The sequence below is a fragment of the Streptococcus sp. 20925_1_69 genome, assembly GCF_041432365.1.
Taxonomy (GTDB): domain Bacteria; phylum Bacillota; class Bacilli; order Lactobacillales; family Streptococcaceae; genus Streptococcus.
Window position 1 is genome coordinate 1 of sequence record NZ_JAPVZL010000002.1, and the last position, 13,063, is coordinate 13,063.

The window sequence follows — 13,063 nt, forward strand, 5'->3', positions numbered from 1 at the left end:
CATCTCCATTTGGTAGCTTATTCGTTTCTACAAATCTGTATTCTGGGATGTCTTTCTTATCTACTGTGCCTGGCTCACTTGGATAGTTCGGAATCTCATTGCCTTCTTTATCTTTGAAGAATGTATTCACTTTTTCATAGACATGCTCTACATCTCCATTTGGCAGTTTCTTCGTTTCTACGAAGCGGTAACCTGGGATATCTTTCTTAGGTTGGTTACCCTCAACTGTTGGATAATCTGGAATAGAGATTTCTTTACCATTTGGATCAACTGTCACATAAGACGTTGTAATCTTCGTATAGTTGATTAGTGTATCTTGACTCGGATCAGTTGGTAATGTTGGTGGCACATAACCTTTTGTTGGATCTTCTGGATCAACTGGTTTCAACGGATTTCCATCTTTATCTCTTGGAATGTAACCTGGAACATAAGGAATTACAATATCTTCTGTTGGTACACCTGGTTTAGTTGGATCACCGTTTGGATCATTTGGATAATCAATACGTGGAGGATTTGTTTGTCCTGGTACGTTTGGAATCCAAGCTCCAAGTTTCTTATAGACAACTTTTTGAACGATATCTTTGTCTTCAGCCTTAACAGTTTGATCCTTAGTAGATTCTTCAATATCTCCACTTACTGCAATATAACCTTTAACAAGTGGAAGTTTGTTACCAGAAAGAACATCAGTTGTAGCTGCTTTCCATTTGCCGTAAGTAACCTCACCTGTCACCAAGTTCACCTTAGCATCACGAGTAAATTTAACGGATGAAGTCACAGAAGTAGTAACCTCTTTACCATCTCCATCAACATAAGTAATTGTACGAGTTACTTCTTCTGAAGTTGTCAATTCCTTAACGCTTTCAGGCCATACTGGTGAGTTTGGATCTTCTGGATTAACTGGTTGACCTGGGACTGGTGTCACGTCACTTGGAATAACTGGAACAAGGCGTGGTTGAACAGTGACAACAAATTTTTGAACAGCATTTGTATCATTATCAAATGATTGCTTGCTGCCATCAGCTTTTGTAAATTCATCAGACACAAGTTCGTAGCCAAGTTTTTTCAGTGCGTTGATACGTTCTGCAGTAGAGTAGTTCATTTCAGAACCAGAATCACCTTGAAGAATATCCACTTCACCAAGAATTGTTCCGTTAGTATCTTTGTAAGTTACAGTTGCAACTTGTGTATCAGACTTCACTTCATAAACAGTTGGTGTATACTTAGCTTTTACCTCTGTTCCATTTGTGTCTTTACGTACAATAGTTACTCCTGTTGCAGTTCCAACGAAATCTTTATTTGGTGTGAAGGTTACCTTACCTGTTGGATCAACAGTATATGTTCCTTCGTTTGGAACTGTTTTACTTGTTGTACCATCTTCAAATTTAGCAGGAACAGTATTGTCCATTGGTACATCTTTATGACCAGGTACAAATGTTGGTGTACCAGATTGAGGAGTATTCTTAGGACCTGTAGAACCTGTATCTACACCTGTTGGTGTAACTGGGGTTACAGTTGGAGTGTAACTTGACTCAACAGTTGTACCATTTGTAGGATCTGTTACAACTACTTTAGCTGGGTCTGGTGTTCCAACGAAGTCTTTATTTGGTGTGAAGGTTACTGTACCAGTTGGATCGATTGTATATGTACCAACTGTCTTACCATCCTTAGTAGCTGGGATAGTTGTTTCCTCAGTTCCAACGAACTTAGCTGGATTATCTGTTGTTGGTTTCAACTCAGTTCCATCAGCATGTTTATATGTTGGAGTACCTGTTTGTGGCTTACCTTGGATATCAGTTGATGTAGCAGGTGTTGTAGTTGGTGCTACTGGTTTATAGATAACGTATACTGTACTATCAGTTGACTCGTTTGTTACCTCAAGGCTTGGAACAGTTTCCTTATCGTAAGTATAATTAGCTACTTCTGGAGAAACTACTTCCTCAAGCGTTTGTGCTGCTGACCAGTCAGTGTATTCCACATTTCCTGTTACCAAGTTAACGCTTGCGCTACGTGTGAAGGTTACTGTTTGAACTTCATCAGCTGTTACTTCTTTACCATTTTCATCATTGTAGCGGTACTTGATTGTACGAGTAACTGTCTTAGTTAACTCAAGATTTTCTGCAGTATTTGGCCATACAGGTGAGTTTGGATCTTCTGGATCCACTGGTTGTCCTGGAACAGGTTTCTCATCATTTGGAGTCACTGGTTCCACACGTTGTTTAACTGTTACCGTGAAGTTTTGATTCACCGCTGTGTCGTTATCAAAAAGCTTATCAGCTGTCCTTGCTGCAACGAAACCATCTTCTACTAACGCATAGCCAGCTTTTTCAAGAGCTGCAATTGCTTTTTCACGATTAACAAAGTCGATAGTTCCTTTATAAACACCCTCTACTGTCTCAACAGCTGCTGCTGGAACTTTAGCTGAATCTATAGCAACTTCTGCACCAGTTGACACATCATAGTAAGAAATAGTTGCTGTTTGAACATCCTTTCTATAAGTATATGTCACAGTAGTTTGCTCATTTGTAACCTTACCTGAAACCTTCTTAGTAGCTTCATCAACCTGACCGTTTGTTGTTTCCACTTTAACAAGAGTGTAACCAGGAATTTCTTTTGGTTCAGTTGTGAACGGAGTCGTCACTTTTTCGTTATTTACTGGAGTTGTTGAAGGAGAGATAATATTACCTTCTTCATCCTTATACTCAACAATAACCGTTCCATCTTCAGCAACAACAGTTGGAGTGTAATTAGTTGTTACAGTAGTACCGTTGATATCTGCAATTTGTACACGTACTGGTGTAGCTTTGCCTGTAAATTCTTCAGTTGGTTGGAATGTAATGACATTAGTTGTTTTATCAAGAGTGTAAGTTCCTTCACCATCAACCGTAACTGTGGTTACAGAACTTCCGTTCGCATCAAGAAGTGTCAAAGTACTCTTATCAAGAGCTACTGATTTTGGTTGACCATCTTCACCTAATACTTCAGATGTTTCTCCTTTAGCAAAGTTCAAAGTTGTAGCATCTGTATCAGGAGTATCAAAAATAATTTGTGACGTTTGCGTTTGACCTTGCTTACCAGCTGTAGCTGATTCTTTAGCTGTTGGGACTACAGGAACTACTGTTGGAGTATAAGCAGCTGTACCTGTGATGACTGTTGATTCACCTTTTTCATTAGTAATAGTGGCTGATGCTTGAACTGTTACTGGTGCTGGTGTTCCTTTATAAGTTGCAACTGGTTGGAATGTTACTACACCTGTTGTTGAATCAATTGTATATGTACCAACATTTTCAACAGTCATTGAAGTTGCAGTCGTTGGGTTTCCAGTAGCTGGATCTACAAGTTTGTAATTTGATACTGGAGCACTATCATCTGATGATGAGAAGCGTGGTGTTTCTGACTGCTGTTCACCTTGGATATTCTTAGATGTTACATTTTCACCAGTAATCGTGATTGGTGTTACAGTTGGTTTATAAGTAGCTGTTGCTGTCTCACCATTTGAGTCTGTTGCTTGAACAGTTACTCCTGTTCCTTCTTCAGTAAATGTTGGGACTGGTACAAAGGTTACAACACCTGTTTTTGGATCAATTGTGTATGTTCCTTCATTTGCAATTGTAACACTAGTAGTTGGTTGCATCGTTGTTGGATCAATCAACTGACGTGTTGCAATCGTTACTGATGGATCTGATGTTTTAAATTCTGGTGTTCCAGTTTGTGTTTTACCTTGAACGTCTGTAGATGTTGCATTTTCAGCTGTTATAGTTACATCTGTGACAGTTGGTGTGTAAGTAGTTGTTACAGTAGTACCATTCGCATCTGCAATACGTACACTAACTGGTTTTGTAACAGTTCCAGTGAATGTTGCGATTGGTTGGAATGTAATAACATTTGTCGCTTTATCCAGTGTATAAGTTCCCTCATTTTCAACTGTTACAGATGTTACAGCTTCACCGTTTGCATTAAGAAGAGTTACTGACGCTGTATTAAGATAAACAGATTTTGTTGTATTTGCATCAATAGCAACTGTTCCTTTAGCAAAGTTCACAGTTGTATCATCTGTATCTGCTGCGTCAAACTTAATAGCAGAAGTTTGGGCTTTCCCTTGAGGTCCAGTTGTTTGAGACGCTACTGCTGTTGGTTTTACTGGAACTACTGTTGGTGTGTAAGTAGCTGTCGCAGTTGCAGTAATATTAGCATTATTAGCATCTGTACCTAGAATTGCAGTTAGTTTAACAGTTACTGGAGTTGCTGGTCCTGTGAATGTTGGAAGTGGTTCGAAGGTTACAACACCTGTTTCTGGGTTAATTGTATAAGTTCCCTCATTTGCAACTTTTAAAGTCTCAACTAGATTACCATCAGCGGCAACCAACTTAGCTGGTGATGTTGCACTTGGTGAGATGGTTGAACCGTCACCTACAGAAGTAAAGGTTGGTGTTCCTGTTTGAGTAGCTCCTTGGATATCAGATGATGTAACATTGTGACCTACAATCGTATCCTTAACCGTAATGGTGTAAGTTGTTTGAGCTACAGATGAACCTGCACCTGAATCTGTACCTGAATCTGTACCATCCAAAGTAGCCGTAACAACATTTCCGTTACTATCAATCACATCTACAACAACTTTATACACACCCACTTCTGATAAAACATAGTTACTAGCTAATGTGTAAGTTGCAGCATCTGTCTTTGTATCATATACTTTTTGAGCTCCAGATGGTGATGTTACTGTCAAACGAGTAATGTAAGTCGTTTTACTATGAGCAGTATCTTCTTTATCTGCAATCGTAACTGCAGCTTGTGCCGCATTACGAAGGTCAACAGTTGTTCCCTTAGTTGATTCATAGCTTGTTGATGTTGCAGTTGGTTTTGTGTTAATGATAGTCGCAACATCTGTGCTTGTTGCTTTGCGAGCACGAACTTCACCACCAAATCCTGATGAAGTCTTGATGTCCCATGATGAATCTCCAAGTTTAGTAGCTGTCACAGTAGAACCATCTGAAGCAGCCCACGCATCTGTATACTTATCATAAGTTACTGTTACAGACATTCCATCTGCAGATGTTGCATTTTTACTTGCAACTGCTGTTTTATGACGAGTTACCGAATCAACACTCTTAATTGTTCCGTTTGCTTCAAATGTACGTGTGTATGTATAGATATAGAAGTCTTGAGAACCATCTAATTGAGCCTCAGTATAGACTTGGCGTTTAGTTAATGTATATGTCCCGTCTGTATGCGTAGTCTGAACAGTAGAATAGTCTGATGGAAGCTCCCAATGACCAGTTGTAGAGTTCAATGTAGCTTCATGAATCGTAGCATCCACATCTGTCAGCGTTACCTTATTACGTAGGAAAGTAGCCTTGACATTTTCAGTGATTGCTTCAGCCTTGATGTTATTCACTCCAGCTGTTGCAGTTGCAGCTTGTGTAACTGGAACATTAATTTTTTCACCTACTGTACCCAAATTTGTGCCTACTACTGCTGCCTTATTGGTTGTCGTTACTGCATTGCCATCTACATCTTCTCCCGATGCAACCACAACCCAACTTCCATTTTGATTTTGAAGCACTGTCTTCGTTCCATCTGGCATGGTAATTACAGCGTTTGTTGCACCTTTAGAAATAGTCACAGGAACAGTTTCTGAGTAGGTTTCAATATTCAAAGCTTCTACTTTTGGTTTAACGGCAACTGTAATATTTCCTTGTGTTTCCTGACCAGATTGAATCCACTGTGTATTTGAAGAACTTCCATTATTATTGTAATCTTTAGCAAAAGTTGCTACATAAAACACACCTGCTTCAGTCAAGGCACCAGACAATTTAGCAGGAGCATTATATGTATTTTGACCATCAACAGAATCAGACTGCGCTCTATTAGCTGGATCCATCTGGTAGTTAACACCTGGAATTGTTGTTGCCGTCTCATTAAGAACTTGAGTTCGATTATTTACATTGACACCAGCAATACCAGTGACAGCAGTTCCATATTGTTGACGAATGGTTGTTGTCGTCCCATCAGCTTTAGTATAAGATACGTTCGCACCTTGATTGCGCATTGTACGAGCACCTGATGCATCTTGATACTTGAGATCAATATCAATGTCTTGACCAACTGTACGTTCGTATACTGCATTATCTGATGCGAACGTTGGTGGAGTTGTATCCATCCAACCTACCCAACCCAAACGCATATTTACAAATCGAGTTTTTACTACTGCACCCGTTTTGCTGTTTGTAAAGGTTACATTAGCTCTGAAGTCTTGTACCCCATTTTCAATACTACTTGTAATAATCCCTTCGATAACATCGTTTGTAGCATCATACACAAGACCATTAGGTAGATTGAAAGGTGTAGCAGCACCTGTTGAACCATCAATACCTGTAAGAGACCAACCTTTTTCAGCTGCTTCAGCTGTCACTCCAAATCGAGACTTGATTCCTGGGATATACACACGATCAATTCCTTGCTCATATCCCAATTTATAGATTTCTGTTGCAAGGAATTCGTAAGCTCCATTATTTGAGTATACACTAGCAGAACCACCTCCGATTCGCGATCCACTTGGACGAAGTTGACTTTTCCACAACTCTGCTTCTTTGGCTAGTTTTTTAGCCATTTCCGGAGTAAGGGGATAATCCATACGTCCCTTGTTATTGTGACCTTTACCATTCTGGCTCCATAAACCATTTGCAGGGTTGGTTTCTGAACCATCACGTTGATTAGAATAGACAACAACTTCTAAACCTTCAGCAGTCCCACCAGTTACATGAGTATAGGGATTCAACTCTCCTGCAGCTGCAAAACCGTCAGTAGTTAATTTCCCTTCAGGAGTGAATTTATAAATATCTTTACCTGTAGCAGTTGCTTCAGTAACAGAATTAGAATGAGTAGTACGTGTACCATTTGCATTGACGATTGATTCAGCGTAGAAATCTTGTGCTGCCAAGGCTACAGCAAACTTCCCATCACGACCAATTCCTGCTTTTTTCAGTTCACTATAAACCGCAAGGATAGACTCATTCAAGCGTGAAAGTTGAGCATCCACTTGTTCCTTTGTGACACTCTTATCAGCTAAAAGTACTTTTGATTCGTTAAGTACAGCTTGGTTCTTGGCTACCGCCGCTTCAATTGCTGCTCGACTCTCTTCTGCTACTTCCTCCTTACGAAGTTCTGTAACCGCAAGTGTATTGGTTACATCTGCTTCTGATGTAACTTTATCGAGTTCCGATTTAGCTTCTGAAAGAGCTTTTTCAGCTGGAGTAGCTTTCTTTTCAACTTCTTCTTTAGCCGCCTTATCCTTATCAGCCTGTTCTTTCTCTAGTCCTAGTTTGTTTGATTCAGTTACAACTGTTCCCAATGCAGAAAGAATCTCTTTTTGAACATTTACCTCTTCTTGCTTGGCATCTTCATTTGCCAAAACAGCTTTCGCAGTAGCTAAAGCTTCACGAACATTGGCTACAACTGAGGCATCCGCATACTTAGCATTTGATAATGCAGACTCTAAATTTGAAATACTCGTTTCAAGAAGTGACTTATTTACTTTAACTTCTTCTTTCTTAGGTGTTTCAGCTGTCTTTTCTGTCAACTGAATATTACTTTCTCCCAATTCTAGAGAAGTATTTCCTACTTTCTGAATATTTTCTTTGGAATCTGAAACTGGATTTTGTTCAGTTGCTGATACCGCACCAGCTCCAAGAAACATCAAACCAGCCGCAATCGCTACCGATGCCGCACCGAAACTATACTTACGAATACCGTAACGTATATACTTTTCCGTTCTAAAATCTTGCTGTTTTCCCTTCATTAGACTTAGAACCTCCTTTATGCATGTTTTTTAATATTGAATTGAAATATGCAGACAAATAAAAAGCCCCCCCCCCCTTAAATTTTTTAGCAATATTAAGAGGTTATCATCTTAAAAAGGGTTGCCCAATAATTATCAATGTCACTTAATATTGTATCATGCGAATATTATTAATTCAAGTTTCATGTCTATATATTTATTGTTTCAATCCACTATACCTGATAATATTTCCTTTCGTTTCTAGAGCTTTCCATAAAAAAACGCCACATGGGCGTTTTCCTGTTCTTATGGTTTGATACGATGCAACATACGTGGGAATGGAATGGCTTCACGGATGTGTTTTGTTCCTGCTGCGAAGGTTACCATACGCTCGATACCGATACCAAATCCACCGTGTGGAACTGTACCGTATTTACGAAGGTCAAGGTAGAATTCATACTCTGTACGGTCCATGCCAAGTTCATCCATCTTAGCAACAAGGGCATCGTAGTCTTCCTCACGCATAGAACCACCGATGATTTCTCCGTAACCTTCTGGAGCAAGCAAGTCTGCACAAAGCACGCGCTCTGGATTTCCAGGAACTGGTTTCATGTAGAAGGCCTTGATGGCTGCTGGGTAGTTCATGACAAATGTTGGCACACCAAAGTGGTTTGAAATCCAAGTTTCGTGTGGTGAACCAAAGTCATCGCCATGCTCAAGATGCTCGTAGTCAGCATCTTCATCATTTTCATGTTCTTGCAAGAGGTCAATGGCTTGATCGTAAGTGATACGTTTGAAGGGCTCTGCAATGTAGCGTTTCAAGAGTTCTGTATCACGTTCCAAGGTTTCCAAGGCTTGAGGCGCACGGTCAAGAACACCTTGTAGAAGAGCTTTTACATAAGCTTCTTGCAAATCAAGTGACTCATCGTGAGTCAAGTATGAGTACTCTGCGTCCATCATCCAGAACTCAGTCAAGTGACGGCGCGTTTTTGATTTTTCAGCACGGAATACTGGACCAAAGTCAAAGACACGGCCAAGGGCCATAGCTCCTGCTTCTAGGTAAAGCTGACCTGATTGGCTCAAGTAAGCTGGCGTTCCAAAGTAGTCAGTTTCAAAGAGTTCCGTTGAATCTTCAGCCGCATTTCCTGAAAGAATTGGGCTATCAAACTTCATGAAACCGTTCTTGTCAAAGAACTCATATGTTGCATAGATGATAGCGTTACGAATTTGCATCACCGCTACTTGCTTACGAGAACGGAGCCACAAGTGACGGTTGTCCATCAAGAAGTCTGTTCCGTGTTCTTTTGGTGTAATTGGGTAGTCTTGAGATTCACCAATCACTTCGATGTCTGTAATGTCCAACTCATAACCAAATTTAGAACGTTCGTCTTCTTTGACAATACCTGTCACATAGACAGACGTTTCTTGGCTCAAGCGTTTGATAACATCAAACTTCTCAAGCCCCACTTCTTCACCAAATTTTTCTACAAAGTTTGGTTTAAAGGCTACACCTTGGAAGAAGGCTGTTCCATCACGCAATTGCAAGAAGGCGATTTTCCCTTTTCCTGATTTGTTGGCAACCCAAGCGCCAATCGTCACTTCTTGACCAACATAGTCTTTTACATCAATAATCGTTACACGTTTTGTCATTATTTTTCCTTTTTCTTTTTTATTCTTTATGGCAAACCACTTCTATATTGTTCCCATCTGGGTCAATCACAAAAGCAGCGTAGTAAATCGGTTGCTCACTGCGATAACCAGGAGCCCCATTGTCTCGCCCACCTGCCTCTAAGCCAGCCTCATAACAAGCTTGAACCTCTTCCTTATTTTCTGCTAAAAAAGCAAAGTGAATAGGATCTTGTGTCCCCTGAGCCAGCCAAAAATCACCACCAGGATGAGGGCTGTTTGGGGCAAGAAAACTGATTAGAGAAGTAGTCTTAAAAGCTAATTTATAGCCCAAAGGGGCAAGAAAACTCCTATAAAATCCTTCTGAAATTTGTAAATCCTTTACCTTAATTTCAAAATGATCAATCATTCTCACTCCCCATAAATGCTTTCAAGCGACTAACTGCTTCTTTAAGCGTGTCTAGGTCTGTCGCATAGCTGAGGCGGACATTTTCTGGAGCTCCAAATCCTGCTCCTGTTACCAAGGCCACTTCAGCTTCTTCTAGGATAGCGGTTGTAAATTCTGTCACATCCGTATAGCCTTTCATCTCCATTGCCTTTTTGACATTTGGGAAGAGATAGAAGGCTCCTTGCGGTTTGACCACTTCAAATCCTGGCACTTCCGCAAGAAGGGGATAGATGGTGTTTAGTCGTTCCTCAAAGGCCTGACGCATGCTTTCTACAGTATCTTGCTCCCCTGATAGGGCCTCAACTGCTGCATACTGGGCTACTGCTGACGGATTAGAGGTTGTTTGACCTGCAATCTTGGACATGGCCGAGATAATGTCTACTTCTCCGACGGCATAGCCAATACGCCAACCAGTCATAGCATAGGTTTTAGACACACCATTGATGACCACTGTTTGCTTGCGAATCGCTTCGGATAGGCTAGAAATCGGTGTGAATTCATGGCCATTATAGACTAAGCGACCATAGATATCATCTGCTAGGATGAGAATGTCCTTTTCTACAGCCCAGTTCCCGATTGCCAAGAGTTCCTCACGGGTGTAAATCATACCTGTCGGATTGGATGGCGAATTCAGCACCAAAACCTTGGTCTTGTCTGTGCGAGCCGCTTCCAACTGCTCTACGGTCACCTTAAAGTGATTGTCTTCCTTAGCAGGAACAAAGACTGGCACCCCCTCTGCCATCTTGACCTGATCTCCATAACTGACCCAGTATGGGGTTGGGATGATGACTTCATCACCTGGATTGACCACGGCCATAAAGAAGGTATAGAGAGAATATTTGGCTCCAGCAGCGACTGTCACTTGATTTGGCGCTACAGAATAGCCATAAAAGCGCTCAAAATAGGTATTAACCGCCGCCTTAAGTTCTGGCAGACCTGAGGTTACTGTATAAAAAGAAGCACGCCCATCTTGAATCGATGCAATGGCGGCATCTTGGATATTTTTTGGAGTAGTGAAATCTGGCTCACCCAAGGTTAGAGACAAAATATCTCTTCCCTCAGCCTTCAGTGCTTTGGCACGGGCTCCAGCAGCCAAGGTCACACTTTCTTCCATTTCTAAAACACGCTTGGATAGTTTCATAGGCCCTCCTTATTGACCAATGCTCCTGTTTCAAAATCTACTAGATAAAAATCAGAGCCTGACTTAACTTCCCAAATTGGCTTATCTTGATAACGGCCAAAGGTAATCTTGTCAATCTCGCCAGCTCCTTTTTCCTTAGAAACAGCTTCTGCTTTTTCTTGTGAAACACCCTGATTTAGCTGATAAACGTAAATCTTATGGTCATCTTTTCCAATCAGGACAGCAAGTGCTTCTTGTTTTTTATTACGACCAAGAATGCTATAATAGGATTCCAAGCCATTGTATAAGTCAACCTGATCAGCCTGCTCTAATCCTGCATACTGCTGAGCTAATTTTTCTCCTTCACTTTTAGCTGTTTGATAAGGTTTCATACTCAGAAACACTAGATACAGAAAGGAAGCACTGATAACCACAAGTAAAATCGTCATCCCTAGACCATACTGCCACAGTAGATTATTTTTTGCTTTGTTTTGTCTTTTTTTCACTCGTCTATTTTACCATCTATTAAGCTTTATTACAAGTGAATGCAAGAATACTCTTCGAAAATCAAATTCAAACCACGTCAGCTTCTCCTTGCCGTACCCAAGTACTGTCTGCGGCTAGCTTCCTAGTTTGCTCTTTGATTTTCATTGAGTATAAGAAACCAATTCTATTTCTTCCTTCAAAGGAAACAGATTTTTCTTGATTAAAACCGAGCAAGAAAAGTAAAGACAGCTCCAAAATCAACCTATTAAAAAACCTGAGCTTGTCACTCAAGTTTTCGTAATTTTTTGATTTATGGAATCACTTTATCATCCATTCTTTTAGCCATTTTTCCTAAAAAGATAGGTAGTAAAAGGCTAATTATGACTAAGAAGGATCCTAAATAAAGAAATGCTACAACAAAGCCTAAATTGTCAATCAACCAGCCTGTCAGTGGAAAGAAGACAATCATACTTAGGCTAAACATCATAGAATAGACACTTAGCATGGTTGCCCTTACTTCACTTGGAAGGCGCCCTTGCAAATCATTGTCAAAAATCGGCTTAAAAAGAGCATGCAGAGCATTACTAATCAAATAAATCAGAATATAGATTAGAGGTGTTCCAAAGTAGGACAGCATATAGGTGACTCCAGTCAGCAGGACGAGAATAGGAAAAAGCTTCAAGGCAGCATAGTTCTTTCCAATCTTACTCGCTAGATAGACAGCGACGATATTGAAGAGACTACCAAGTAGCATAACTGCTGAAATTTGCCAACCACTTAAATCTGGTAACTGACTTTGATAGTAAAAATAAAACATGCACATGAGTACTCCGACAATCTGAGATAAAATCATCCAGTTTAAAAGCATGGGATTTCTCCTCAGCTCATCCTTAACAGTCCAAATAATCTGTTTCATGGTCACACTATCAGCTTTTTCTACCTTGACACTTGGTTCTTTCAGCATCCAAATCAGGAAAAGAACTATGATAGAAGTCGCAATCATGATATAGTAGGTCAAGTGCAATTGACCATGGACAAAAAATCCCGCCAAAACTGTCCCCAAAGACTGAGTTCCTTCTGACACTCCTGATAGGAAGCTTGAAATGGATAGGTAACGCTCCTTTAGTCCAGCCTCTACAGCCGAGTCATAGACCATTGCTGCGCTTGTTCCTGAATCAAAATTATAAGACAAGGCACTCACCGCCATAGCTAGTGCATAAATCCAAAAATTCCCCTGCCCAGCCAACATAAGAATAGAAGACACAATTCCTGCTATTCGACTTAAATAAAGGTTAGTCTTATAGGAATAGCGATCAGCTAACATACCAGATGGAATTTCACAGAGAAAACTGGTCGTATGAAAAATACTCTCCAGAAGTCCAATCTGCCAAAGAGACATTCCGTTTTGACTGAGAAAGAGAATCCAAAAACTGGTAATCCCTAGAAATGCAAAAAACTCAACTCCGGCCATCAGGCCAATATTTTTCCGATAATTTCTTATTAACATCTTTTCTCCTTAACAAGTGTATTATTATTTCTTTTGTCCGTCACTTGTTAATCTTTGCCTTACATGATCTCCACCCCTTTTAGAAGCATTCTTCAATGC

6 protein-coding genes are annotated in these 13,063 nt (G+C 40.3%); all 6 read right to left on the reverse strand.

The genetic code is table 11. From position 1 onward, the window contains the following. Window positions 1–7,798 (reverse strand): MucBP domain-containing protein (locus O3601_RS01465; protein WP_371470585.1); only part of this gene is annotated, 7,798 nt, incomplete at its 3' end. A 285-nt stretch (window positions 7,799–8,083) separates the two neighbouring features. Continuing rightward, complete coding sequence (asnS, locus tag O3601_RS01470) at window positions 8,084–9,427, reverse strand: asparagine--tRNA ligase (protein WP_000167160.1); 1,344 nt, start codon at window positions 9,425–9,427, stop codon at window positions 8,084–8,086. A 19-nt stretch (window positions 9,428–9,446) separates the two neighbouring features. Continuing rightward, the gene (locus O3601_RS01475; protein ID WP_261047047.1) at window positions 9,447–9,812 is read right to left on the reverse strand and encodes a VOC family protein; all 366 of its coding nucleotides are present in this window, start codon (window positions 9,810–9,812) and stop codon (window positions 9,447–9,449) included. After that, on the reverse strand, window positions 9,805–10,992 hold the full coding sequence (locus O3601_RS01480; protein ID WP_371470586.1) for a pyridoxal phosphate-dependent aminotransferase: 1,188 nt from the start codon (window positions 10,990–10,992) through the stop codon (window positions 9,805–9,807). Before O3601_RS01480 ends, O3601_RS01475 begins: the two co-directional genes overlap by 8 nt. Then, window positions 10,989–11,477 (reverse strand): DUF5590 domain-containing protein, encoded by a 489-nt coding sequence (locus O3601_RS01485; RefSeq protein ID WP_371470588.1) that lies wholly within the window; start codon window positions 11,475–11,477, stop codon window positions 10,989–10,991. Before O3601_RS01485 ends, O3601_RS01480 begins: the two co-directional genes overlap by 4 nt. Before the next feature lie 290 nt (window positions 11,478–11,767). After that, the gene (locus O3601_RS01490; protein WP_371470589.1) at window positions 11,768–12,964 is read right to left on the reverse strand and encodes an MFS transporter; all 1,197 of its coding nucleotides are present in this window, start codon (window positions 12,962–12,964) and stop codon (window positions 11,768–11,770) included. Window positions 12,965–13,063 lie beyond the last annotated feature (99 nt).

Coding starts and splice junctions, on each gene's coding strand:
- asnS (WP_000167160.1), bottom strand. CDS start 9,427: ATGACAAAACGTGTAACGATTATTGATGTAAAAGACTATGTTGGTCAA.
- O3601_RS01475 (WP_261047047.1), bottom strand. CDS start 9,812: ATGATTGATCATTTTGAAATTAAGGTAAAGGATTTACAAATTTCAGAA.
- O3601_RS01480 (WP_371470586.1), bottom strand. CDS start 10,992: ATGAAACTATCCAAGCGTGTTTTAGAAATGGAAGAAAGTGTGACCTTG.
- O3601_RS01490 (WP_371470589.1), bottom strand. CDS start 12,964: ATGTTAATAAGAAATTATCGGAAAAATATTGGCCTGATGGCCGGAGTT.